Annotated in this window: 16 protein-coding genes; 8 read left to right on the top strand and 8 right to left on the bottom strand. The window is 59.0% G+C overall.

Going from position 1 to position 25,593, the window contains the following annotated elements; genetic code table 11:
* Positions 1 to 126: 126 nt before the first annotated feature.
* The 3 genes from F8N49_RS09295 to F8N49_RS09285 all read right to left on the bottom strand — a co-directional run bounded on the left by F8N49_RS09295 (position 127) and on the right by F8N49_RS09285 (position 3,320).
* Entirely contained in the window at positions 127 to 1,203 is a 1,077-nt protein-coding gene (locus F8N49_RS09295; RefSeq protein WP_151551211.1) for an SMP-30/gluconolactonase/LRE family protein, read from the bottom strand.
* A complete protein-coding gene (locus F8N49_RS09290; protein ID WP_151551208.1) occupies positions 1,200 to 2,345 on the bottom strand; it encodes an SRPBCC family protein in 1,146 nt (381 codons plus the stop codon). Before F8N49_RS09290 ends, F8N49_RS09295 begins: the two co-directional genes overlap by 4 nt.
* A 111-nt stretch (positions 2,346 to 2,456) precedes the next feature.
* Positions 2,457 to 3,320 carry a LysR family transcriptional regulator gene (locus F8N49_RS09285; RefSeq protein ID WP_024012724.1) on the bottom strand — a complete coding sequence of 288 codons (864 nt, stop codon included), beginning with the start codon at positions 3,318 to 3,320 and terminating at the stop codon, positions 2,457 to 2,459.
* Between the two features lie 254 nt (positions 3,321 to 3,574).
* Between F8N49_RS09285 and F8N49_RS09280 the strand changes: the two genes are divergently transcribed.
* The 5 genes from F8N49_RS09280 (at position 3,575) to F8N49_RS09260 (ending at position 7,001) form a co-directional block, all read left to right on the top strand.
* A complete protein-coding gene (locus tag F8N49_RS09280) occupies positions 3,575 to 4,147 on the top strand; it encodes an antitoxin Xre/MbcA/ParS toxin-binding domain-containing protein (RefSeq protein ID WP_372241016.1) in 573 nt (190 codons plus the stop codon).
* A complete protein-coding gene (locus F8N49_RS09275) occupies positions 4,144 to 4,638 on the top strand; it encodes an RES family NAD+ phosphorylase (protein WP_041478691.1) in 495 nt (164 codons plus the stop codon). Before F8N49_RS09280 ends, F8N49_RS09275 begins: the two co-directional genes overlap by 4 nt.
* Before the next feature lie 183 nt (positions 4,639 to 4,821).
* The gene (locus F8N49_RS09270) at positions 4,822 to 5,349 is read left to right on the top strand and encodes a PAAR domain-containing protein (protein WP_041478692.1); all 528 of its coding nucleotides are present in this window, start codon (positions 4,822 to 4,824) and stop codon (positions 5,347 to 5,349) included.
* Positions 5,350 to 5,361: 12 nt separating this feature from the next.
* Positions 5,362 to 6,399, top strand: a complete 1,038-nt coding sequence (locus F8N49_RS09265; RefSeq protein WP_130929837.1) for a hypothetical protein — start codon at positions 5,362 to 5,364, stop codon at positions 6,397 to 6,399.
* A gap of 95 nt (positions 6,400 to 6,494) precedes the next feature.
* The gene (locus F8N49_RS09260; protein WP_130929838.1) at positions 6,495 to 7,001 is read left to right on the top strand and encodes a hypothetical protein; all 507 of its coding nucleotides are present in this window, start codon (positions 6,495 to 6,497) and stop codon (positions 6,999 to 7,001) included.
* A 78-nt stretch (positions 7,002 to 7,079) separates the two neighbouring features.
* Here F8N49_RS09260 and F8N49_RS09255 read toward each other — a convergent pair whose 3' ends face one another.
* Both F8N49_RS09255 and F8N49_RS09250 read right to left on the bottom strand, forming a co-directional pair.
* Complete coding sequence (locus tag F8N49_RS09255; RefSeq protein WP_016774477.1) at positions 7,080 to 7,397, bottom strand: SCP2 sterol-binding domain-containing protein; 318 nt, start codon at positions 7,395 to 7,397, stop codon at positions 7,080 to 7,082.
* A gap of 63 nt (positions 7,398 to 7,460) precedes the next feature.
* A complete protein-coding gene (locus F8N49_RS09250; protein WP_016774478.1) occupies positions 7,461 to 8,171 on the bottom strand; it encodes a histidine phosphatase family protein in 711 nt (236 codons plus the stop codon).
* A gap of 204 nt (positions 8,172 to 8,375) precedes the next feature.
* On the opposite strand from F8N49_RS09250, the gene sohB reads away from it, so the two are divergent.
* Positions 8,376 to 9,407: a protease SohB gene (sohB, locus tag F8N49_RS09245; RefSeq protein ID WP_071172067.1), complete on the top strand. Its 1,032-nt coding sequence runs from the start codon at positions 8,376 to 8,378 to the stop codon at positions 9,405 to 9,407.
* Between the two features lie 67 nt (positions 9,408 to 9,474).
* On the opposite strand, the gene F8N49_RS09240 is transcribed toward sohB, so the two are convergent.
* The 3 genes from F8N49_RS09240 to F8N49_RS09230 form a co-directional block, all read right to left on the bottom strand.
* Positions 9,475 to 9,969 carry a DUF934 domain-containing protein gene (locus tag F8N49_RS09240; protein WP_016774480.1) on the bottom strand — a complete coding sequence of 165 codons (495 nt, stop codon included), beginning with the start codon at positions 9,967 to 9,969 and terminating at the stop codon, positions 9,475 to 9,477.
* A complete protein-coding gene (locus tag F8N49_RS09235; RefSeq protein WP_024012729.1) occupies positions 9,953 to 11,611 on the bottom strand; it encodes a nitrite/sulfite reductase in 1,659 nt (552 codons plus the stop codon). Before F8N49_RS09235 ends, F8N49_RS09240 begins: the two co-directional genes overlap by 17 nt.
* 470 nt (positions 11,612 to 12,081) lie before the next feature.
* Entirely contained in the window at positions 12,082 to 12,300 is a 219-nt protein-coding gene (locus tag F8N49_RS09230) for a DUF2970 domain-containing protein (RefSeq protein ID WP_016774481.1), read from the bottom strand.
* Between the two features lie 152 nt (positions 12,301 to 12,452).
* Here F8N49_RS09230 and F8N49_RS09225 point away from each other — a divergent pair, with 152 nt between their 5' ends.
* Both F8N49_RS09225 and F8N49_RS09220 read left to right on the top strand, forming a co-directional pair.
* Positions 12,453 to 19,610 (top strand): NEL-type E3 ubiquitin ligase domain-containing protein, encoded by a 7,158-nt coding sequence (locus F8N49_RS09225; protein WP_151551205.1) that lies wholly within the window; start codon positions 12,453 to 12,455, stop codon positions 19,608 to 19,610.
* Between the two features lie 133 nt (positions 19,611 to 19,743).
* A partial coding sequence (locus F8N49_RS09220) for a leucine-rich repeat domain-containing protein (protein WP_151551202.1) occupies positions 19,744 to 25,593 on the top strand: 5,850 nt, incomplete at its 3' end.

Here is a 25,593-nt window from a genome sequence, read left to right as displayed (position 1 = left end):
CGCTATCGCTGGCAAGCCAGCTCCCACAGGTTCATCTGGTGAACACATATTTGGAGTTCACACGGACACTGTGGGAGCTGGCTTGCCAGCGATAGCGTCGGTCCATACGGTGAAAATTTTTCTGTTTTACTTAAGCGCCGCATCCAACCCCATCCGCCCCATATGCCTCGCCTTCAACGAGCCGAAATACAACCACTGCCCATATTCGCGCACCGTGGTAATCGGCGAATAATTGCCTTCGCTCGCGTCCTGCAGATTGGCTATCACCTTGCCGTCCAGATCCAGTCCCAGCACAAACCCACGCTTTTCGACAGGCTTGGGCAAAACCGTCAACGCCCGCACGATCATCTTGCGTACGAACGGGTGCTGCGCGGTGCCGTCGAGTAACGCGTTGCGCGGCGCGTACAACGCTACCCAAAAGCGATTGCTGCCATTGAACGAGAGGTTGTCCGGAAGCCCCGGCAAGTTGTCGATGAACACATCATGGGTACCGGCCTTCGGCCCGCTCAGCCAGTAGCGGCTGATGCGATAAGCACCGGTTTCATTGACCAGCACATAGGCTTCGTCGGGGCCAAGGGTGACGCCGTTCGCGAACTGCAACTTGTCGAGCAAGACGCTGGTCTTGCCGCTCTGAAAGTCGTAACGCAGCAAACGGCCGTCGGCGCCGTGCTCGATGATCGCCTCACCGTCATGGCCATAGCCCCAGCGGCTCGAGGCATCGCTGAAGTAGGCGTAGTGGCCTGACTTGTCGACCGCTACATCATCGGTAAATCCAAATGGCACCCCGTTGGCCTCGGTGGTCAACGGAATCACGCGGCCCTGCGCATCCAGCGACAGCAAGCCTTTGACCGCATCGGCAACTACCAGCATGCCGTTCGGATGACGGGCCAGGCCCAGTGGACGGCCACCGGTGTCGGCCAGGACCTTGCGCTGCGTACCGTCGAGGCTGCTACGGATGAGCCTGCCGTCATGCAATCCGGTGATGAGGAATTCGTCTTCCAGCAGCAGCGCCTCAGGCCCTTCGATGTCGCTCGGCCCGACCTTTGCAACAGCTTTGAGGCGCTGATTGTCCGCGTAGATCCCGTCTTTCAACGAGGGCGCCGGTGGCGGTGTCCAGGCCACTGGTACGACTTTGGTTGGCAGCAACAACAAGAAGGCGATGACGAGAGTGATCAGCAGGCACAGCAGATAACGTAATTTCACGCGCTGGCCCTCGCCGCGCCGATGTACTGCGCGGTCGTGTCGCGCAGGGCAAGCATGGACGCGGCAGACTCGCGCTCAATGCGCCGCTTGAGCAACAGGCGATTGGCCAGACGCATAAGCAAGCCGTCAAAGCGATATTCCAGCGTACGCACGAAACGCGTGCCGCCAGCCTCCGCCGAGCACTCGTAAGTCAAACGCAGGGACAGGCCCTGATCACTTTGCGCGCGTGCGCACCAGCGCCGGCCCGGCAGATATTCAGTGACTTCCCAGCGCAAGTGACCGGCACGTCCGCCGGCATGGATGTCCTCTTCGAAACGCGCACCGGCATGCAGTGGACCGTGCGGACCGTCAATCTTCAATGAGGAGGGATGCCAGTCCGGCCAGTGACTGACGCTGGCGGCATAAGCCAGCACAGCGACCGGCTCGCCGGCGATATCGATCTGGTGCTGCATGCGCGTCATGGGCATTTGCGAATCACTCAAAGGGGCGGGTTCCGGCTCGAGGTACAGCGTGCCGAACAGGTAGTCCATCAAGGGCAGAACGATGTTGAAATTACGCTCCTGCATGCGCTCGCGGCGGTGATGCAGTTCGTGCAGACGGCGCATCTGGCGGATCCACGGCAAACGAGTCAACGGATTCTGCGGCGGCAGATGCTCACAGGCATGGAACACCTCATAGAGCAGATAACCGAGCACCATGCACCCGGCAAACAGCCCGGCGACATTGGCGTTGACCTGCGCGAGCAACCACCACAGGGGCAGCGTGATCACCAGCGTATGAATGACGATCAGCCAGGCTGGAAACAGAATCACTCGCCAGTCCCGCGCCCTGTCGTAAGTCATGTGCCCGGGGGTGAAGAAGCTGTGATGATCGCCGGCATGCCGTGCATAGAACATCTTTGCGAAGGCTTTTTTGTGATGGCCCAAATGGCGATGGACCATGTACACGCCGAAGTTGAATAACAACAGGCTCAGCGGCACGGTCAGCCATTCCAGCCATCTCACTGAATGCACCGTGCGCCAGAACGCAGCGACCGCGAAAATGCCGAACAGCAACACGAACGCGCCATGCAACCACGGGTTGTACAACGGATGAATGGCCGCCCGGTAGCGGCTGCGGAATGCCTCGGTGGTCTGCCTCAACGCTTTCACCTGCGGGTATTGTTGTTATACCCGGCAGATTAGCCGATCCGCTGACTTGTGCAGGGCGAACCTTGCGGCCTTAAGCGCCATGCTCTGGACTGAAGCTGCCCGTCAGCTCAACGGATTCCAGCGTTGCGACCAGTCATCATCGGTGCGGATCACCTCGCGCAACAGATCGAAGGCCTGTTGCAGCACGGCCGAGTCGCGATCGCGGGAATACACCAGATAGGTCGGATAACCGAATTCCGGCGCTTTGGTGACGGCTTCCAGGGCACCGGTCTCCAGGTAAGTGCGCACAACCCGAGTGCGGAAATAGCCGCTGCCGCCATGTTCGAGGATGTATTGCAGGGCCAGCGGGCCAAGGTTGAAGCTCAGCGCGGCTTTGGCTTTTTCCGGCAGGGCGGCGTCGTGCTGACGGCGGAAATCCGGACCCCAATCGATGTAGACGTAAGGCTCCGGACGCTCGGGCGCGCGTACCAGAATCAGTTTTTCCTCCAGCACTTGCTCGACCTGCAGACCCGGCCAGTATTCCGGCTGATAAACCAGCGCGGCATCGAGCACACCGAGTTCGAGCTGACGCAGCAGATTTTCGCCATCGCGAATTTCCATGCGCAGTGCGTGGCCGGGGATTTTCTCGCGCAGTTCCGCCGCCCAACTGAGCATCAACGGGTTGCACAGGCTGACCTCGCCACCGATATGCAGAACGTTGTGATAACCCTCGGGCAGCGGCAAGTCGCGGCGCGCGGCTTCCCAGGTCTGCACCAGTTGATTGGCGTAGATCACAAACGCTTCGCCATTGGCCGTCAACTTCGCCCCGGCGCGATTGCGCACGAACAGCGTACTGCCCAACTGGCTTTCAAGCTTCTGCACCCTTGCGGTGATCGCGGTCTGCGTGACGAACAGCTTCTGCGCGGCGGCGGCAAGGCTGCCGTGACGGACGATTTCGAGGAAAGTGCGAGCGAGGTCGATGTCCATGGGGCGGGGCCGGTATCTGGAGGTGGGGCGCATTGTAAGTCAAAAGTCCCTCTCCCCAACCTGAAAGCAACAACGGATTGAACCGCTGAAAATTGCGTTTGGGTCCTACGGAAACAGGAGCGTTTTGATCAGATTTGGGGATATTTCTGACGACTTTTTCAGGTTGGTCGTCGGACGCCGGGTCTATAGGATCAGTCCTGACATTGAAGTCATCGAGCGCACAGATCGCTCTGGACCCGGACAAAGGATGGACTATGCGAATCCCACTGATTGAAAGCCATACGCCTGCTTATTCGCCTCGCCATTATTGGCGCGACGATCGCGCCAGGTGTCCCTCGGAGGACGTTGCCATGCCGAGCGCCAAAGTGCCCCGGCTCACGGGCTTGAAGAAGCTCGAGGGCAAACCTCTGGAGTTGCTGTTGCGTGGACAGGATACCGGCGACGATCCGATGCTCATCCTGCGCTGCACAAGCGAAGGATTTGAGCTGCTTGATGTGGTGAACATGATCGCAACCTCCGAGCTGTACCAACAGGGAGAGATGGTCAAACGTATCACCGGCAAAGCCGTGAGAACCGTGCGACGCCTGCTCAAGGAAGGCGCGTCGGTGCGCCTGGACATGCCGCAGAGCGTCATCGCCTACCAATATGCCGCTGCGCTGGAACTGGCCATCGAAGTATTCGGGCGTCAGGCCAAGGCCGAATCATGGCTGGAGCAACGCGCTACTTACTTCTACGGTTATGTGCCGCTCGATCTGGTTGGACATGCGCTGGGCTTCAGGATGGTGGAGGAGTATCTGAACCAGATCAAATACGGGGTTTATCAATGAATCCCTTGCCCTGGGATGATCGCTGGTACGCCTGGCGGCTGGATCGCGAGGTGTACAGCGAGACCTGGGACAGCGGCCTCGGATCGAAACGGGACGGCGGCCGCTGGAATACGCCCGGCCGCAGAGTCGTTTATGCGTCGGTCGACCCCTCCACGGCGATACTGGAGGTGGCCGCCCACGGCAGCTTCGATGCACTTGATCAGGAGCCCTATGTATTGACCTGTTTTGAAATCACCCACGACGCCAGCGTCAGAATCGTGCAACCGGAAGATGTGCCCAATCCGCATTGGCTCACGCCGATCAAAACCTCGCCCAACCAGCGAAAGTTTGCCGATGCACTGTTGGCTGAACATCCATTTATCCTGGTGCCTTCGGTGGCCACCCGACACTCGTGGAATTTGCTGGTGAGTTGCGATCTGGCGGAAGGTCAGTTCAGGATGGTTTCGCAAGAGCGGTTTGGGCTGGATACGCGGTTGTTGCAGGAGAGTTGATCGGATTTGTGTGGGCCTGCGAATCCGACATGACAATTTCCAGGTTCCGGGAGCGATCAAGGGCCGATGAGTCGCTGCCAGCTACATTCGCGGCGGCTCGCATTCTACGTCTGGATTGAGGCTTTCAACCAATATAAAGATCCGGTACATTTCGCGCCCACGCTTACTACAAGGAAGTTAAAGATGGCAAAGCCTGCCGCTCGACTCAGCGATCTTAATGCATGCCCGATCACAGGCCATGGCACCAATCCCAGTAACAGCGGTTCCGGTGATGTAAACATCAATGGAATGCCAGTTTTGCGTGTCGGAGACACCACCGCGTGCGGAGATACTGTCACCGAAGGCATCAGCAATATTTTGATCAATGGCAAGCCTATTGCTTTCTTGGGCAGTGCAACGGCCCACGGAGGCATGATAATCACGGGCTCTGGCGACGTTTTTGTCGGCACCCAGGTCGGTTCCGCACCTTTCTCCCCGATTATCACTGTTCCTAAACACAGCGAGCGCTTCCAACTGGTTGATGAGGCCACTGGCGAAGCTATTCCCGACATGCTCTATTGCATCGAAACGGGTGACGGGCAGCGTCTCGTCGGCCATACCGATAGTCATGGTAACGCCGCGCGAGTGTTTACGGCCAACCCGACTTCGATAGTTGTGCAGTGGGGTAAGGAAGCCGCCGCCCATCTCGACGCGCTCGGCCTAGATTACTAAGGGAGGTGGCAGGTGGCAGCCCCCAAAAAGAATCAAGCTCGAACAAGCGATCAACATACAACGACCCAAGTGAAAGGTACGCTGGCACAGGATTACGTAACGGTTGTGGGTGCGTCTTACATGTCCCTTTATGAAAAGGTTCGTGGCCAGAAGGGCAACAAGATGCGCTTTATCAATCAGGGTATCCGCCAACTCACAAAGTATCCAATCGGCACTCCAAACTTCACAATCCAGCGTGTATTTCTGATTTTCAAAAATGACTATCCGGAGAACTTGCTGGCGGCTTTGAAGGACGTTGTCGAAAATCAGCACGGAGCACAGTACCGGGAGATGGACTCGATATCCGGTCTTGTGGATTTCATCGCAGCTCGGCAACGCCGCGGGCGCGAGATCAAACAGCTCGACTTTTTTTCTCATGGTGTGGTGGGCAGTATCGAGTTGGGCTACGAGCTGGATAAAAACGATAGCTACCGTCTGCGTGATGCACAAGCGAGTATGTTCAAGCCCGAAGCGTTTGCCTATGGTGCGAAAATTCACTCCTACGCTTGTCGCACAGGTTTGGGTATCGATGCCGACTTCAAGGTCAATGAAACAGAAGATCCTCATTACGAGCGCAGCCTAGCGCAGATTCTTGCTAATGCTACCCGGACCACCGTGTGGGCATTTCCAAGACGCAGCAACTACGACACGACTTATGGTACTGCCGCGGAACGGGGATCTGTGCCGGGAATTCGTGAAAGAGAAGCAGCTGATGGGCGAGCGATGCGGAATTATTTGAGTCGAAAAACCGCTTATGAACGAAAGCTGATCGAACATCGCAAGACCCTCAAAGACCCAACGGCGCAATTACCTGATGAACAGGCGCCGCAGGCGCCGACGCCAACAGTCTCTGAAGAAGAGCGCAATTTGCTGGCGCACGATGACAGCCGAGCATTGTATGAACGAAAGATTGGATTTCCGCTGGATGCCTTAGGCGCACATCGTGACGTTCGATCAGGTGATACACCGGACGGCGTACCCAAACACCTGCTTGCCTATAAACCGCTATGACGCTCCTGAAGTTTATAGGCAAACGTCACGTCTTATGTGTCTTGTTGATTGCTGTCAGCTTTGCAGGACTATTTATTTACGCCAAGGAAGCCCAGATGCCAGCCAAAGTAATGATGTATTACGGCCCGTGGAGTCCGGAAGAAAACCGTTTCGACGCCAGCCGGTGGTTCAGTTCAGGTATGTATCGCCCGCGTCTCATGGGTACTCCGCCTGAAGAGAGCCCAGTGACCATGCTGCGCAATAGGCCTGAAAGTTTGCGACATATTGAGAATGATGTTCTCTTGACAGAAGCGTTATTCGCTGTAGGGCGGCAGTTTCCGAAGTTGGACACCGAAGACCTCATTCTGAATACGCCGGACCTGCACCGCCAGATACGGTATGCCTATAGTTCATTTGCCGAGCCTGACAGGCCGGTGGATTCCTATTGGCTTTTCATCACGTTTGCAAACAAGACCGTGGTCGTTACGATCGATTGGGACGTGACAGAAAAGAAACTCCTGCCCCGCTCGATGGCTTCGAATCTGATCGAAAAAAGTGATGAAGAGGCGGCATACCTCCAGGTAAAAAAAGAGCTTGATGGGACGGCTTCAGCCAAGCGTTAACTCACGTTGCCATGTCTTCAATGGTTGAAACGACAAATCCCGCCAATAAGCGGGATTTGTGTTTTACCAAGAAGCTTCTTACGAAGGGAACAGCTCGGACAGTTTCATCGACAGCATCATGTCGCCTTCAACGCGCAGCTTGCCGCCCATGAAGGCCTGCATGCCGTCGGTTTCGCCGCTGACGATGTCTTTCAGGGTCTGGCTGTCCAGCACCAGCGTGCAGTTGGCGTCCGGGTTTTCACCTTCCTGGATGTCGCAGGTGCCGTCTTTGACGATCAGGGCGTATTGCTTGTCTTCGTCGGTGATGTTGAAACCGAAGACCAGGTCCAGACCGGCAGCGGCGGCTGGGTTGAACTTGGCTTGCATTGCTTTTACGGCATCAGCTACGGAGGTCATGGTTCGATCCTTTCTTGGTCATGGGAGCTGGGTGGTTACAGCCAGGGTCACAGTAAGCCGGACTCAGCGAAAAGTGATGAGTTCCGGGGCCTTCAGCAGTTGCAGGTGTGCGTGACTGTTGAAGGAAGCCAGAGCCACCTCGCGACCACGAAACTTCAATTGGTTGAGCGAGGTGTTGACGATTTGCCAGTTCAATTCAAAGGCCTGTCTGGCAGGCATTTGCGTAATCAGATGGAGCAGGGCAGTGATGGTACCGCCGGAAGTAAACACGGCGATTTTCTGGTTTTTTTCCGCCAGGTCGAGGATGCGGTGCAGCCCGGCCTGAACCCGCTCGACGAAACCCAGCCAGCTTTCCAGTCCGGGTGTGTCGTAGGTGCCGGCAAGCCAGCGCTCGACAATCAGGGCGAAGATGCGCTGGAATTCACCGCGGTTCTGCGCGGCGTTGCGCAGGATGTCGAGAGCTTCCGGCTCTTCCGGCAGCATGGCCGGGAGCAGAGCGCGGATCACCGCGTCGGCATCGAATTCGTTGAAGGCGGAATCGGTTTCAAGGACTGGAACCGGCAAGCCTCTGGCGCTGAATTGCTCCAGTGCACTGGTGGCCGTGTGCTGTTGGCGACGCAGGTCACCGGCAAGGCAACGATCAAAGCTGATACCGAGGTCGGCGAGGTGCTGGCCGAGGATTTCTGCCTGACGCACACCGGTCGGCGACAGCACGTCGTAATCGTCTGCACCAAAGGAGGCCTGGCCATGTCGTATCAAGTAGATGCTGCCCACGTCCGCGTCGTCCCGGTACGTTGAAGGTCAGGCGAGGTTATGAGGATGGCGTAAGGCTGTCAATGAAAAAACATACGCTTGTTTGAAATGCCCGTTACAGGCGTGTTGCCAGAGGTTTCACGGCTGGCCGATGAGCCAGCGCATGGGTATGCTGGAGCCATTCCGCGTGTAATACACCGTCACGCATTGCTTTGAGGAGTCTCTGTGGATTTTTTCACCGAATACGCCAGCTTCCTGGCCAAGACCGTCACGCTGGTGATCGCCATTCTGGTGGTGCTGGCCAGTTTTGCTGCATTGCGCAGCAAGGGCCGGCGCAAATCGGCGGGCCAGTTGCAGGTCAGCAAACTCAACGATTTCTACAAGGGCCTGCGTGAACGCCTGGAGCAGACCCTGCTCGACAAGGATCAGCTCAAGGCATTGCGCAAGGGCGAAGCGAAAACGGAAAAAAGCGCGAAGAAACAGAAGAACAAGCCTGAGACCAAATCCCGGGTGTTTGTGCTCGACTTCGACGGCGATATCAAGGCTTCCGCCACCGAGAGCCTGCGCCACGAGATCACCGCACTGCTGACCCTGGCCACGCCGAAGGACGAAGTAGTCCTGCGTCTGGAAAGTGGCGGCGGCATGGTGCACAGCTACGGTCTGGCGTCGTCTCAACTTGCGCGAATCCGTGATGCGGGCGTGCCACTAACCGTGTGCATCGACAAGGTCGCGGCCAGCGGCGGTTACATGATGGCGTGCATCGGCGACAGGATCATCAGTGCACCGTTCGCCATCCTCGGTTCGATCGGCGTGGTCGCGCAATTGCCTAACGTCAATCGCCTGCTGAAAAAGCACGATATCGATTTCGAAGTGCTGACCGCTGGTGAGTACAAACGCACCCTGACCGTGTTTGGCGAAAACACCGAAAAGGGTCGCGAAAAATTCCAGGAAGACCTCGACATTACCCATCGCTTGTTCAAAAACTTCGTCGCCCGTTATCGCCCGCAACTGGCGATCGATGAGGTGGCTACCGGTGAGGTGTGGCTCGGTATCGCTGCGCTGGAAAACCAACTGGTGGACGAGCTCAAGACAAGCGACGAATACCTGGCACAGAAGGCCAAACAGGCCGAGGTCTATCACCTGCACTATGCCGAGCGCAAAAGCCTGCAGGAACGCATCGGCATGGCTGCCAGTGGCTCGGTGGACCGCGTGCTGTTGAGCTGGTGGAGCCGTCTTACCCAGCAACGCTTCTGGTAAACCGCAGGCATAAAAAAACGCCGGTCACATGACCGGCGTTTTTGTGTCTGCAACAAAAGTCCGACGCTTAGCGGCGACGGAACAGCGGCAGTGGTTCGTCAGCGGCAGCCTGGTAAGTCACCGAGAAGTCCTTGAGGCCTTCCAGTGCTTCGTACGGGTCTTTGTCCGCGCGAATGGCAAAGGCGTCGAAACCGCAGCGATGCATGTAGAACAATTGGTCCCGCAGTACATCGCCAATCGCACGCAGCTCGCCTTTGAAACCATAACGGTCACGCAGCAGACGGGCATTGGAGTAGTTACGGCCGTCGGTAAACGCCGGGAAGTTCAAGGCGATCACCTGAAACTTGGCGACGTCCTCACCGATTTCCTCGGCCTCTTCATCAGCATCCAGCCACACACCCAGACCACCGTCGCGGGCCAGGAGCATGCGGCTGTGTTCGCGCCACAGCTGCAGCGGCACGATCAGATCGTCGCAGTTGCTGATTTCATCGATATTGAAATCCTTCGGCAACAGGTGCCAGGTTTCGTCGACGACTTCGTTGTTTTTAATGATTCGCTGCATAGACGCGTTCCTTGAAGAGGTCGATGCCAATACGCTGATAGGTGTCGATGAAGCGTTCGTCTTCGGTGCGTTGTTCAACGTACACGTCGATCAGCTTCGAGATCACGTCAGGCATGGCTTCCTGTGCGAAGGACGGGCCGAGGATCTTGCCCAGGCTCGCATCACGGCTGGCGCTGCCGCCGAGGGAGACCTGATAGAACTCTTCGCCTTTCTTGTCCACGCCGAGGATGCCGATATGGCCGACGTGGTGGTGACCACAGGCGTTCATGCACCCGGAGATGTTCAGGTCCAGTTCGCCGATGTCGAACAGGTAGTCCAGATCATCGAAGCGACGCTGGATCGATTCGGCAATCGGGATCGACTTGGCGTTGGCCAGCGAGCAGAAGTCACCGCCTGGGCAGCAGATGATGTCGGTCAGCAGGCCGATGTTCGGTGTGGCGAAACCGCCTTCACGCAACTCGCCCCACAGGGTGAACAACTGGCTCTGCTCGACGTCGGCAAGAATGATGTTCTGCTCGTGGGAAGTGCGCAGTTGCCCGAAACTGTAGCGCTCGGCCAGATCGGCGACGGCGTCGAGTTGCTTGTCGGTGATGTCGCCAGGGGCAACGCCGGTCGGCTTCAACGACAGCGTCACAGCCACATAGCCGGGTTTCTTGTGCGCCAGGGTATTGCGGCTGCGCCAGCGGGCGAAACCCGGATGCTCTTGGTCCAGATCGGCCAGTTGCGCAGTCTGGTTGTCGAGGGTTTTGTAGTCCGGGTCGACGAAATGCTTGGCGACGCGATGCAGCTCGGCTTCGGTCAGCGTGGTCTGGCCACCGCGCAGGTGCTCCATTTCCGCATCGACTTTCTGCGCGAACACTTCAGGCGTGAGCGCCTTGACGAGGATCTTGATCCGCGCCTTGTATTTGTTGTCGCGACGGCCGTAGCGGTTGTACACACGCAGGATGGCGTCGAGATAGCTCAGCAGGTCTTGCCAAGGCAGGAATTCATTGATGAATGCGCCCACCACCGGCGTACGCCCGAGGCCGCCGCCAACCAGCACGCGGAAGCCCAGCTCGCCAGCAGCGTTGTAGACAGGTTCCAGGCCGATGTCGTGGACTTCAATGGCAGCGCGGTCACTGGTCGAGCCGTTGACAGCGATCTTGAATTTGCGCGGCAGGTAGGCGAATTCCGGGTGGAACGTGGTCCACTGGCGGACGATCTCGCACCATGGACGCGGGTCGATCACTTCGTCGGCAGCGACACCGGCAAACTGGTCGGTAGTGACGTTGCGCAGGCAGTTGCCGCTGGTCTGGATCGCGTGCATCTGCACGGTCGCGAGTTCAGCGAGGATGTCCGGGATGTCTTCCACCGCCGGCCAGTTGAACTGCACGTTCTGCCGCGTACTGATGTGGGCATAGCCCTTGTCGTAGTCGCGGGCGATTTTGGCCATCATGCGCACCTGACGCGAAGTCAGCTGGCCGTAAGGCACCGCCACGCGCAACATCGGCGCGAAACGCTGGATGTACAGGCCATTTTGCAGGCGCAGGGGGCGGAATTCTTCTTCGCTCAGCTCACCTGCCAGATAGCGTCGGGTCTGATCACGGAACTGCTTGACGCGGTCCTCGATGATCCGCTGATCGTACTCGTCGTATACGTACATATAAGTCCTGTTCTCAGGCTTGGGCTACACGGAAAACGCTGCGTTTTCGCTTGCTGGAGTCCGATGTTGCCTCTGCAATTCTGCGCGCACGGCCGCGCACTCCGTCACGGAGCCGGGGCAATATACCCGTTTGCAGTTATGCGCAAAAGTGATGTTTGAGTATATGTAAAGAACCAAATCGCCTAACGCGAATGCCGGTCATCTAATCCACATTTGTCGTGCGGACAATCATCGTCTTAACTGTGATCGAGTCTTTGTGCAATCACCGATAAAACCGACAAGAGGCGATGCAATGAGCAACCCGACCAAAGCCAGGAAAAGCGACAGTAGCGTCGATGCGTGGGCCATTTTGTTCCTGATCATTCTCGTTGTAGGAACAGCGGTCTTCTGGGTCAGCCATCAGTAAATCAGCGTTCCGGGCCTTTCTTCCAGGGCCCGGATAGCTCGAGTCGGTGCCCGGCCTGGCGCCATCATACCCCGGCCAGATACAACACCAGTTTGACGATGGCAAACAGCGTCAGGCCAAACACGGCTGTAAACAAAACGCCGAGAATCACGAAGTGGCTGGGTTTGCCGTGGGTAAAGTCCCTTTCCCGGTTCTTGCCGCTTTGCACGCCGAACGCCGCTGCCATGACGCTGTGCAGCATCTGCCAGAAACTCGGCGGTTTGTTGTCGACTGGATCGTCCATAAATCCCTCTGCGAAAAATCGTCCCCCGAAGCATAGTCAATCGCTGTGGTCACGGATGCCGCGTTACAACTTTCGCGCATGGGATATAGCCATGTACCGCCGGACAGCGCGGCGTCAGTGATGTGCTGTCGCTCCATTTACAGGAGCGATGTATGTCCACCGATTCAGACGTTTCGACCGTAACCGAGCGCCCCCTCAAACCTGCGGCGTCCGAGAGCCTCCACGCGCCCTGGCTCGAGTCCGTGATGCCGCATTGGCTGATTCAGGCGCCAGCGCACAGGAAAACCGAGCTCAAGCAGGCGCAGACAGTGTTCCCGCGCTGGTACACGCAAGCGACGCCGGCCCAGCGTCAGGTGGTCAATACCAGCTACAGGATGAGTTTTATTGCACAGACGAGGCTGGACCGCTCCATGTCCACCTTCAAAGACATCGGAACCTTCGCCCGGCCGCTCCTGGCGCAGGCGCTGAAACACCGCTATCAGGTCGCCGTGGATCTGGATAACACGCTGTTGTGCCTCAGGCGGCCAATACGCGCTGGCATTCTCGGCGAGGAAATCGGTTCATTCGAGGCATTGACGCTGCCGATGCTCCAGGCCGCTTTGCACAACTTCGAAAGTGATGAGTGTGCTTATGGCGCCTTTCACAGCAGCTCTGGCTTCGCAACCGCAACCGCCGTAAAAGGTGCCCTCAAGGCTGTTCCGGTGAATGTGTCGGTCAGGAACTACCTGAACCTGTGCCGCGAACTGGATATCGGTGCCCGGTACCAGGCTTATCTGACAAGGTTTTTCCATCCGGTCGATCCGGCCGCGGAAGCGAAGTTGCGCCGGCACTTCATCGCCAGTCAGAAAACGGCCATGCGCGCGGCAGCCGAACGCGCACTGTTGACCAAGGATATTCAACCTGAAGATCACGCGATGATCCTCACGGTGATCAACGGCGAAAGGCACCCGCGAATCGGCGACAAGCAGGTGTGGTTTCAAGACCTGGGCTTGATGCGGCACCGGCTGGTCGGATGTGTGGTGTTCAAGATCGCGCAAAAGTATGGCCCGGTCGACGCGGTAATTCTGTACGTCCCCAACGATCCGGAACACCCGCTCAAGCGCTATACCGGCACGCAAATACAGGACACCTTCAAGCGCCTGTTGAGTGCTCGCGATGCGCAACAGGCGGACAGCACGGCCCCTACGTCCTATCAACGATTCTTCAGTCAGTTCTTCCCATATGAGAAACGTGCGTATTACTTCAGCCAATTCGTAAAGTCTGCAGACGGCGCATCGGATTGGCTGTCGTCACCGTGGCGCAAGATTCTGCAGACAACGTTGATTTTTGTAGAGATCTGGAAGACTTCACCGAAATATCAAAAAATGGTCCCGGATACCGATCCTTACGTGGCAGTTTCGTTGATGCCGCACCTTCAGGTATATCCCTGGGCGAGGAATAGCGACCTCTGGGCGTACTTGTACGAAAAACACCGTGACAAGGTCATCAGCGACGCTCGTGGTCACGCGGTACCTACCGCCGACGTCGACGCCAAGGCGCGCGATGCCAAGCTGTCCGGGCTGCTGCAATTTGGTCTGCTGGCGCTGAACATGGCGTCCATGTTCGTTCCGGTACTGGGCGAAATCATGCTGGTTGTCATGACGGCCCAGTTGCTCTACGAAACTGTCGAAGGCGTGATCGAGTGGAGCGAGGGGGATAAACACGCCGCCAGGGCGCATCTTGTCGACGTTGCTGAAAACCTTGCGCAGATCGGTGCGATGGCCGCCGCAGGAGCAACATTCAATCGGGTGACAGCCGTTAAACCGGAGCCGGTGATCGAAGATCTGCACCCGGTGACGCTGCCTGATGGCAAGAGGCGCCTGTGGCGGCCGACCTTGCGCGGCTATGAACAAGCGCTCATCCCCGGCAAGTTGTCGCGGCCCGACGCGGCGGGGCAGTACCGCGTCGCCGGCACAACCTGGATGCGCCAGGGCGGCAGGCTCTATGAGCAGACGTTTGACCGCTCCAGCGGGCACTGGCGGTTGAAACATCCCACCGACTCTCTGGCTTACCAACCGTTGCTCAGCCATAACGGCCACGGTGCCTGGCGCCTGAGCCTGGAACAGCCCATGGCGTGGGATCGCTTGACCCTGCTGCGACGCATCGGGCACCTCACCGATGGTTACTCCGATGACACCTTGCTGGCGCTGGCCGATATCAGCGGTATCAGCGATGGCGCCCTGCGCAAGATGCATCTGAATCAGTTGCCCCCGCCCCCTGAACTGCGAGACGCCATGCGCCTGTTCGATGCCGATGCACAGGCGAGGCAAATGGTCGAGCAATTGCGCGGAGCCAGGCCCATCGACGAGCACTACCTGTATGCAATCCCGCTGGTCACCGAGATGCCCCGTTGGCCTGCCGATCGGGTTCTGGAGATGACAGCTGATCCGCACGGAGCAGGGCCGTCCATCCGCTATGGTGCGCAGAATACGCTGCCCGGTTTGGGCCACAAGCCCGCTATCAGCCTGACACGTTCGCAAGTGTTGAACGGGGAAATGCCGGCGCGGATTCTGGCTGCGTTGCAAGAGCAGGAAATCAACTATCTGCTGGGACGAACGGCTGCCCAATTTCGCCCGGCACGGCCCGATGAGTTCGGCAAACAACTCGCCGAGTTCGCCTATACGCGTCAACCGGCGATTTTTGACAGTCTTTATCGCGGTACCGAATCGCCGAGTGCGCCCGTGCGCCTGTTGCAGCGTGAATGTCCCGCTCTCAGCGACGTGGCTGCCCAGGATGTGATCGAGCATGCTTCGACGCACGAGCTGGCCCGAATGGATGCGACCGGGCGTTCCCCTTTGAGAATGCTGGAAGAGGCTCGCTGGCATGTCCGCCATGGTCGCCAGGCTCGCGCATTTGCCGGTTTGCACAGCGAAAACCTGGCGTCGGCGGACAGTCGGCGACTGGCTTTGCACGCGCTGGAACAATTGTCTGGCTGGCCGCACTCGCTGCGTGTGGAAATTCGCGAGGGGAGCGTGACTGGCACCTTGCTCGACAGCATCGGCGAGCCGATGGCGCCGGTTAGACGCTATCTGGTGAAAAACGGACCTTTCTATCAAGCGTTCAATGATCACGCCCAGGCATTGAACAGAGTCTCGATGGTCCAGGACAGCTTTTACAGTTCGCTCATGCACGCGTTACCTGAGGACACACGTTCATCAATCGGATTGTCTGTCGGCAACGCCCATGGTGAGCTGCAACAGAAAATCATCGAATCGGCCCACCTTCATCGAGCCGAAGCTGCGCGATTGCTGTCACCGGCTGCAAAGTGGTTCAAACCGCCGGTACGCGTGGGCGCGCGACTGCTGGGTTATTACGCCAGTGGCCGTGGTACAGGCCTCAATCCGTCCCTCGAATCACGCATTGCGCATCTATACCCAGAATCGCGCCAGGCACGGGCATTTCTCGCCCGGCAACACGGCCAGAGTGAAACGCAGATTCAGCTCGAACTGGAATCTCGCCGCCAGGATTGGGACGCGTTGAACGTTGCACTTGAGCGATGGCAGGCAGCGCCGATTGATAGCCGCACTGCAACGCACAGGGCGCAACTGGCACAGACACTGCGAGAGACATGGCGTAATGGTCCCTTGGAGGGGCAGGCGGCGGAGGCGGCCCGCCTGACAATCCATTGCGACACGCCATTGCCCGAGCTGAGTACAGGCTTTCCCCACGTGCGCGAACTGGCCATCACCGGCATCGGCATAACTGACGCCAATGCGGACGGGTTTCTGGCGGCGTTCCCGAATGTCACTGATTTATGGCTCGGTGAATTGAGGCGCTATGGCCAGACACCTGTCACCCGACCGCTTACCACATTGCCAGAGGCGGTTGAGCGGCTGCCCGGGCTGAGACGTCTGCGTTTCTCTACCGATGCGCCATTGCTGGCGGAAAGCTTTGGGCGAAGGCTGGGTGGACTGACTTCGCTGGAGGAACTGCGCATCGACTATCACGGATTCGATTCCACCACCTTGCATGGTCTTGACCTGCAATCGCTGACACGACTGCGCAGATTACGCATCGATGCGCCCCACGCGTTATGGCGATGGCCGGCATACGTTGAACGACTTGAGCAGCTCAGACGCCTTGACCTCACGCACACCTTGATCGAAACCTTGCCCGACTCGCTCTACAGCGGCCATGACAGACTCTGGGCCGGGTTATCGCTGGATTGGTCACGTGTCACCCCAGCGACGTTCCGTCGGGCCTATGAGTTTGTCAGCCGCCACTCCGGCCCGCGCGGCCACTTGCTCGATGTGCATCAGATGGTCAGTGACTATTGCCGCGCCGAACTCGATAGCATGGCCGTCGCCCCGGATAGCGCCGACCCTTTGCCGCAGGCATTCAATGCAGCCTGGTCAACACCGTCGGCAAGGGTGGCGGCGATCGAGCAGCTTCGGGCCGAACATGAGGCCATCTTCGCCGCGTTTTATCCGCCATCCCCGCGCCAGGGATCACGCTATGCAGCGCCCGCGCGGCGCTGGTCGACAGGGGGCAGCGCGGACCTGTTACATACGCTGAAAAGCAGCTGGCACGGTGCGATTCGTCAGCGCTATGGCCTGGCAGCCGACGTTGAGCACTTTAGCTTCGTCGAGCTGCCCGGCGCCACCACCGGTGTCGAGCTTCCTTCGTTGCCGGCCGGCAGTTTCGCCCATGTGCGCACGCTGCGTCTGGGAGGGCTGAACGTGCCCTCCGGCCAGGCGCGGGATTTTATTCGCGCCTTCAGTCATATCGAGACGCTTGAACTGCGGGGATGCATGTTCACCGAGCTACCTTTTGCAGCGCAGGCGTTGCCCGCGCTGCGTCGGCTCGACGTGTCCGGTAACAGAATCACGGTGACGGCAATGGTCCAGCGCCAACTCAATGCGCTGCCACAACTGGTACGACTGAACCTGAGTCATAACCCGCTGGGGCGACTCGATGCCACGGCTTTGAGCGGGCTCGAGGCCTTGAATCTGAGATCGACGGATTTGCTGGCCTGGCCCACCGGGGCGGAAACTCTGCCACGGCTGTCATGGCTCGATTTACGAGACAACCGGATCGCGTCCCTGTCGCCGCAAGCGCTGGCGCATCCTGACGCATTGATGAGGACGAATCTGTCGGGCAACGCCTTCAGTGCCGACGGTGAGGCAGCTTTTCACGCGGCGCTGCAGCGCATCGAGCAGCAGCGGGGGTTGGGCCAGGGCACGTTGTCACGCTTCGCCGCAGAGCCGGTGCCAGAGCATTTTCCGCCGTTGGAAACCGGCGGTTCGTTCAGTGATCTGCTCCTGCCACTCCCGCAGCCGGCGCCTGTCAGCTCAGGCGCTTCGGGGCACTTGCAGCGGTTGGCGGTGATCCTCAATCGCGAACGAGCGCAACGCAGTCTGCTGGTGCTGCGAACACGGGCCTTGAATGACGCTCAGATCGATGCGCAGATCAGCCAATGGCATTTGAGCTGCGAGGCGCTGACCCGTCAGTTGAACGATTGGCTCTATACCAGGGAAGTACGAACGAACACTGTCCTGGTCAGTGCGCAAGTGCGTTCGCTGGTGGCCCGGCGAATCAGCGAGACGTGGCGCGACACCCTGACCCGACACCCCGGCGGCGATGGCCTGGAGCTCGAATTGGCAGGATTGCAGACCGGAGAACTGCCCGCGCTTGTGGTGCAGTTTCCGGGCGTGACGACGCTCGATCTGAGCGGTGCAGGGATCACGGCGCGGGGGAGCGCGGGTTTTCTCGACGGTTTCCCTGACCTCGAGACCTTGTATCTGAGTGGTAACGAATTGGGCGCGGTGCCTGCGCCGGTGCTGCACATGCGTCATCTCACGCGCCTGGACATGCAGTATTGCAGCTTGCGCAGTGCGACGAGTATTTACCCTTTGCTGGGCAACGCGCGGCTGCGCACGCTGGATTTGAGTTACAACGAACTTCGTGTTTTCAATCCACCCGATTATGGCGTGATCGAGTCTCTGGATCTGCGTTACAACCAACTGAGCGAATGGCCTGACGGTGTTTTGCGGGCGCCCGGGTTGCAGGCCCTGAACCTCAGCGGTAACGCAATCGCGGAAATCCCCGCGGCGCTTTTCGATGGTGATCATTCGGGTCTGATCGCAGGCTCGGATCTGTCAGAAAACCGCAATTTGTCGCTTTCTGCATTGCAAGACCTCAGGCGTTACAGCCGCGAGCGCGCCATACCGCATGTGCTGGGCATGACGCGCGCGCAGATTGAGACGATGATCAACCGTCAGGTGTTCGGTGATCTGTTCGGGATTCCCGAAGACGGTGCTCCAACCGATAACGCTGGCGGCGTTGTCGACGATCCCCATGCGCAGGTATTTCCTGCCGAGAAAGTCTTTGATCCAGCCAACGATGTCGCGCCACGCTCGCGCGATCCATGGCTAGCCGACAGCGATCTGCAGCTGGTTGCGCGCAGAACCGAGCTCTGGGCGCAATTGGCGCAAGAGCCGAATCACGAGCGGTTTTTCCAGTTGCTGCGCTTGTTGCTCGATACGCAGGACTACAGGCTGGTGCGAGGCGATCTGACGCAAAGAGTCTGGCGTGTCATGGAGGCCGCTGAGGAAAATACCGAACTGCGGCAGCTGTTGTTTCAGGGCGCCGAGACCCACGGCACCTGCCCGGACGGGCGGATTCTGACATTCAGTGATTTGGAAGTGCGGGTCGCGGTCTATCACCAATTGCGTGACATTCCGTTGAATCGAATGGCGTCCAGAGGTCGGGTGCTGCTGCGTCTGTCGCGGCAACTGTTTCGCCTGGATCACGTCGAGACGCTGGCTGAAGCTGCCGGTCTGGGTATGGATCGTGCTGAAGTGCGCCTTAAATATCGTATCGGTTTGACGGGCGGCTGGGGCGACGGTGTCGATTTACCGGGCCAGCCCGCGTCGATGATTTATGACGTTCCGCTGAGTGATGAACTGCTCGAGTACACCCGCGCCTCGATTCTTGAGGCAGAGGGCACCGATGCGCTGTCCGTAAGCATGGCAGAGCGCGACTACTGGATCTCTTACCTGCAAGATCTCCACCCACAAGAGATGGCCGCGGTGGACGTTGCGGTTGATGAGCGACGCCAGCAACTGTGGGACCAGCTCAATCAGCGTCTCGCCCGCAATGAACTGAGTTCCGAAGAATACGACCTTGAGCTGAACAGGTTGGGCAAGGCCATGGACATGCTGCGCACACAGAAACGCGCCGAGCTGACACGCCGGGTGATCAGCGAGCTGAGCAGCTTCGCTGCGGAATCCGAACAACCCGGCCGCCTGCCACCAACATCCGGTTCCTGAGGGCACCTTGCTGAGGCGGTCCGAGGCAGGCCAAGTCACATCCGCTTACCACTGCTGGTTGCGCAATACCCGGATAACGCAGAAGCGATAACGCGACATGGTTTGCTGAGCGCTCCATCAACAAGGAGTGACCATGAGCGCTATTTCCCCAAAACCCGTGTCGACGCAGCCTGCGTCGACCGATCAGCCGGCAGACGCCAGTCGGTCAGTAAAGCTCGTTGCAACGCAAAGCCTGCACGGCGAGTTTCTCGAAGCTTCGATCCCGCAATGGTTGACCGACGCTTCGCCGCAACGGCGCGAAGCCTTCAAGGCGGTTGCGACAGCATTGCCAGCCTGGTATCAGGATGCGACGCCGGCCCAGCGCAAAACCGTGGACGACACGTTCAAGGCCAGTGTCATCGCCCAGAACAGTCTCGACAAGCGCATGGCGAAACTTCAGGACGTCGAGACGTTTGCCCGGCCATTAGTCATCAAAGCGCTGAAAGACAAACACTCGCTGGATATCGATGTCGACAAAACGCTGCTGTGTCTGCGCCGCCCGGTGGAGATGGGTATCCAGCAAATCGAACTGGCCTCATTCGAGGTGCTCAAGCTAACGCTGCTGGAAGCCGCACTGCACAACTTCGAAGCTGGCGAATGCGAAGGGACCTACCATTCGAGCTCAGGTTTTGTGGTGGCAGGGTCCACGGCGCAGACGTTCGACCATGTGAGCATCGGTATTTCGGTCAGCCAGTTTCTGCACCTTTGCCGCGATCTGGATGTCGGCCAGCAATACCAGACTTACCTGCAAGGATTCTTTCATCCTGAGGAAGCGGTGGCAGAGGCAGTGCTTGCCGAACGCTTCATTGCCGCGCAGAAGGCGACGCTGCGCGCTGCGGCCGAGCAGGCGCTGTTGCAAAAGGATATCGAGGCGGCGGATCACGCGATGATCGTCTCGGTGATTGACGGCGAGATGCATCCCTGGATGGGGAAAAAACAGGTCTGGTTCAAGGACCTGGGGTTGATGAAAAAAAGACTCACCGGCTGCGTCGCGTTCGTCATCTGCGAGAAATACCGCTACACCGACGAACTGATTCTTTACATCCCGCACGATCCCGAACATCCGCTCAAGCGCTACACGTTCCAGCAGATGCGCGACGAGCTCAAACGCTTGCTCACTGCACGCGACGCTCTGCAACAGACGGGCGCAGAGCCCACCGCCTACCAGCGCTTTCTCAGCCAGTTCCTGCCTTATGAACAGCGTCCAGAGTATTTCAGCCAGTTCAGGCAGAAGGCGCCTGACTCACCCGGCGATGGCTGGGATCTGCTGCGCTCGCCATGGCTGTCGGTGCTGCAAGGCTTCACCGCCGGCTCGGCGTTCACCCGCATTCAGCAGGTACCGCCCGAACGCCAGGTCAAATGGGAACCAGTGGCGGACCCTTACATCGCACCGTCCACCCTGGGACGCAAGGGGCAGGGACTTTGGGCTCCCAACGAGGATCTGTGGCAATACCTCTATAGCCAGAATCGCACCAAGCTGATCGATGATGCCCGAAGCCATGCGGTACCGACTGCCGAGGTAGACGCGCGAGCAAGGGACGCCAAACTGGCGCATCTGATGCAACTTGGCATGCTCGGTCTGAACATGGTCTCGATGTTCGTGCCTGTGTTGGGCGAAGTGATGATGGTGGTGATGGCCGGGCAACTGCTCTATGAAACGCTTGAGGGCGCAATCGAATGGGCCGAGGGCGATCGGCGTGCGGCGAAGGATCATTTGATCGATGTGGCGGAAAACCTTGCGCAGATTGCGCTGATGGCCGGTGTGGGCGCCGCAGTAAGGAAAATCTCAAGCGCCAAAGCCGTGCCGGTCATTGAAAGTCTGCATCCGGTGAAGTTGCCCAACGGCGAAACCCGGCTGTGGAAACCCGACCTGAGCGCTTACGAGTCGGCTGTCGCACTGCCTGCCAGTCCCGGGCCAAACAGTGCCGGCCAGCACGTGCTTGAGGGTAAAACCTATATTCGCCAGAGCGGCAAGGTCTATGAGCAGTTTTTCGATGAATCGATCGGCAAATGGCGGATCAGCCATCCGACCGACATCAACGCCTGGCAGCCGGTGCTCCACAGCAATGGAAGCGGTGCCTGGCGGCATACTCTGGAACGTCCGCAGGATTGGGATCGTCTGACCCTGTTGCGGCGCATCGGCCATGCAACCGAAGCGTTTTCCGATGCACAGCTGATCAAAGCTGCCGATATCAGCGGTGTCAGTGAAGCCGCGCTGCGCAAGATGCACATTGATTCTTCGCTGCCGCCACCGGAACTGACCCAGGCCATGCGCATGATGCAAGCAGACGGCAACGCGGCACTGGTTGTCGAGCAGTTGCGCGGGACAAAACCGATCGATGAACTGTACCTCTACGCGTTGCCGCTGATCACCGAAATGCCGCGCTGGCCAGAGAACCGGGTGCTGGAAGTCTTCGACGGCGAGCAATTGTCCGGCAAGTTCGTCAGGTATGGCGCCGCGCGGCGGTTTCGCGATGTCGGCGTCAAGCCACCCATTCAGATATCGCGGGCCGATATCTTCAGCGGTGAACTGCCAGCACGTATTCTCGCAGGACTGGACGAGTCAGAAATCACTCGGCTCCTCGGCGAGCAGGGGGCACGCGTGCGCGATGGCCGACCGGCAGAGTTTGGCAAGCAGATCGCCGACTACGCCAACACCCGCCAGCCGGCGATTTACGACAGCATTCATTCGGGGACCGACCCCGTCGATCCGCAGGTTGCGCGCTTGCAGAAGGCCTGCCCGGGACTCAGTGAACCGGCGGCGCAAACGGTGCTGGCACATGGTCGACCCGATGATCTTCAGCGACTCGGCTCAGGGCAACGAGTACCGCTGCGCCTGTTGGAGGAGGCCCGCTGGTACGCGCGGCAAAGTCGACAGGTAGCGGCATATGCGGGTCTGCGCAGCGAAAACGTCGCTTCTGCGGACAGCCGGCGCCTGGCGTTGCACACGCTGGAGCAATTGGCGGGTTGGCCCGACAGCCTTCGCATTGAAGTACGCGAAGGCCACGACGCCGGCATGCTGCTCGACAGCATCGGCAGTGAAACCGCCAGCGAGAAAAAATACCTGATCAAAACAGGCGTTCAGTTTCAGGCATACAACGAGCGCGGTGAGGCACTCAACAGCCTGCCTCGCGACGGCGACAATTTTTACTCGTCGATCATGCATGCCCTGCCTGATCATGCGCGCCGCAGCCTCGGTGTCCCTGAGGTCGGGCAGTCCGCAGAGTTGCAAGCAAAGATCATCGATCACGCCGACCAGCACCAGGCTGATGCACCCGCGTTGCTGGCGCCTCAGGTCAAGTGGATAAAACCGCCGGTGCGGGTGAACGCTACCTTGATCGGTTATCCCGCCAGTGGACGCGGCGCCGGATTGGCACCGAACCTGCTGGCTCACGTGCAGGATATCTACCCGCAATTGAGCGACGAACAGGCTCGTGGCTTCCTCCTTGACCAGTATCGGGCAGGAAAAAACGACCGGGCCATTTTCGAGCTGTTGCAATCACGTCGGCGTGAGTGGGAACAGCTCAATGCGACGCTGGATGAATGGGCGGGGACAGCGACGGCGGCGCCCTGGGAACGCTCCGGAACAAATTACAAGTTTCGCACCGCGCAAGCGCTGAAAACCTGCTGGCGCAACGCTTTGTCCACTGGGGTCGCGGGTGCCGATCAACTGTCGATTCTCACCTACGATCCTCTGCCAGAGATGACCGTCGACTTTGCTCACGTGCGTGAACTGTCGATTGGCGGCGGGGGTTTGACCGACGCCAATGCCGATGCCTTCCTGACGCGATTTGCCAATATCGAAAAGTTGTCGCTGGGCGAGCGTGGCAGTCTGTTCGGCACCTACATGGAGCACGAGCAGTCACTGACGACCTTGCCCCTGAGCGTGACCCGCATGTCCGCGTTGAAAAAGCTCAAGTTCCGAACGCCAGCGCGGGTGATGGCTGCCGATCTGTCGACAAGATTGCGTAGCCTGACCGCGGTTGAGGAGCTTCATCTCGATTTTCCCGGCGGCGCAGGCAGCCCGCCCGAGCTGGACCTGGCTCCCCTTGAACGACTGAAGAAACTCAAGATTGAAGCGCCGGGCCTGACGCAGTGGCCGGCTTATGTGGAACAACTGCCTGAGCTGGAGCGTCTGGATCTGACGCAGACCGCCATCGCATCCCTTCCACAGACCCTTTATGTCGGGCACGAGAGACTCTGGGCCGGTTTGTCCCTGGACTGGTCGAGGTTCTCCCACGCAGCGTTCAAACCGGCTTACGACTATGTGAAAAACTACATGGGGGAATGGGGGCATCTGGTTGATCTGGACTTGATGGTCCGCCGCTACTGCGCCGGGGAACTGCAGTTTCTGACCGGTGAGGCCGGCCGTCTCAACCCGTTACCTCAGCGCATCATGAGTCTGTGGAACACACCGGAGACCCGACTTGGAGCCGTGGAGATTCTGCGCGTGGAGCACAGCGCAATTTTCCGCCAGTTCTACGAGGCCAGCGCATCCGCAGAGTTGCGTACGGCGACGCCGGCAGCGCGCTGGCAAGCGCCGCCCAATGCCCGGGTGGTTCGTGCACTGGAAAAAAACTGGCGCGCGGCCATACGCCGGCGTTATCGCTTGAACGATGACGTTCGTCCCTTCAATGCTGAGGACTGGATATCCGCCAGCGATCTGGACGACGCCAGCATGTTTGAACTGGTTGACACCGCCTGGGAGCTGGGCGCGGAGTCGGTGAGTGAGCTGCCGCAATTGCCGGCCGGTACGTTTGCCCATGTACAGCGAGTTCGGCTGGACCGCTTGACTGTGCCGGTCGAACAGATCCGCGGCTTTCTCCAGGCGTTCAGTGGCGCCACGAGCCTGGAGGTCACCGCCTGCGGATTGACCGAAGTGCCGGTGCGGCCAGACGATTTGCCCCGGCTCGCACAGCTGGACCTGTCTTTCAACCGAATCGCCGTGACCCCTGAGGTTCAAAGTCAATTCGACGCGCTGAGCAATCTCGAACATCTCAATGCCCGCCTCAATCGGCTGGACACACTGGACGTTTCTCGCCTGACCGGGCTCAGGACGCTCAACCTCAGCTCAAACGGGCTCAATGAGTGGCCGAAGGGGGCGGAGAACCTGGCGCATTTGCAAGCAATGGATTTGCGGCATAACACCATCGGTTCGCTCCCCGATCACGTGCTTGCCGACAACGCTGTGCTGCTCAAGACCCGGCTGCTGAACAACCGCTTCAGTGTCAGCGGCGAAGCGAGCCTAAAGGCGGCGCAGCGACGTATCGAAATGACCTTGGGTTTGCCCGAAGGGGCGCTGCAACGGTTCGAATCGCAAGCGCCATCGATACCCGCCGGTTCCAGCGGTGCCACGCCTGACACGGCACTCAATCGCGCCGCTCATCTCTTGCCACTGCCATCTGTCTCGGTCATTCAGCAAGGCACCGAGATGCATCGCGCAGTGCTGGAAATCTTTCCGTCACTGTCGCTTGAAAAGGCCCAGGCCAGCGTTGAGCGTTTACGCACTGAAGGCCTGTCCCCTGAGCAAATGGTCGGCAGACTGAATCAGTGGCGAGCAAGTAACGAGGCGTTGACGCGTGAGTTGAACGGCTGGATCTTCAACCCGGCGCAAGGGGCTGGTGAAGGGGCGTCGTCAACAAGATTCTTTGATGCCTCCAGGATCCGCGCTTGCTGGCGGGACGGGCTCACCGGCCATACCGAATCCGCCGGACGCACGCTGAGCCTGTCAGCGGGCGGCTTGGGTGATTTGCCTGCGCTGTCGAACGGGTTTTCCCATGTGCGGACGCTGGACCTGACCGGGGCTAAATTTTCCGTCGAGAGTTGCAACCTCTTTTGCCCGGCGTTTCCTGAGTTGACCACGCTGACACTCAATGGCACGGGCCTGGCACGCCTGCCGGAAGCTGTCGGCGGTCTGAGCCGGCTCGAACGGCTGGAATTGAGC

The organism is Pseudomonas sp. GXM4 (assembly GCF_008923895.1).
In the GTDB taxonomy this organism is placed as follows: domain Bacteria; phylum Pseudomonadota; class Gammaproteobacteria; order Pseudomonadales; family Pseudomonadaceae; genus Aquipseudomonas; species Aquipseudomonas atacamensis.
The sequence above is the reverse complement of the archived record's forward strand: the minus strand, read 5'-3'. Positions and strand labels throughout refer to the sequence as shown.

Bases quoted from the DNA above. Each gene is read 5' to 3' on its own strand.
- F8N49_RS09285 (WP_024012724.1), bottom strand. From the start codon at position 3,320: ATGGACATCGACCTCGCTCGCACTTTCCTCGAAATCGTCCGTCACGGC.
- F8N49_RS09280 (WP_372241016.1), top strand. From the start codon at position 3,575: ATGCGAATCCCACTGATTGAAAGCCATACGCCTGCTTATTCGCCTCGC.
- F8N49_RS09275 (WP_041478691.1), top strand. From the start codon at position 4,144: ATGAATCCCTTGCCCTGGGATGATCGCTGGTACGCCTGGCGGCTGGAT.
- F8N49_RS09270 (WP_041478692.1), top strand. From the start codon at position 4,822: ATGGCAAAGCCTGCCGCTCGACTCAGCGATCTTAATGCATGCCCGATC.
- F8N49_RS09260 (WP_130929838.1), top strand. From the start codon at position 6,495: ATGCCAGCCAAAGTAATGATGTATTACGGCCCGTGGAGTCCGGAAGAA.
- F8N49_RS09255 (WP_016774477.1), bottom strand. From the start codon at position 7,397: ATGACCTCCGTAGCTGATGCCGTAAAAGCAATGCAAGCCAAGTTCAAC.
- F8N49_RS09240 (WP_016774480.1), bottom strand. From the start codon at position 9,969: ATGCAGCGAATCATTAAAAACAACGAAGTCGTCGACGAAACCTGGCAC.
- F8N49_RS09235 (WP_024012729.1), bottom strand. From the start codon at position 11,611: ATGTACGTATACGACGAGTACGATCAGCGGATCATCGAGGACCGCGTC.
- F8N49_RS09230 (WP_016774481.1), bottom strand. From the start codon at position 12,300: ATGGACGATCCAGTCGACAACAAACCGCCGAGTTTCTGGCAGATGCTG.
- F8N49_RS09225 (WP_151551205.1), top strand. From the start codon at position 12,453: ATGTCCACCGATTCAGACGTTTCGACCGTAACCGAGCGCCCCCTCAAA.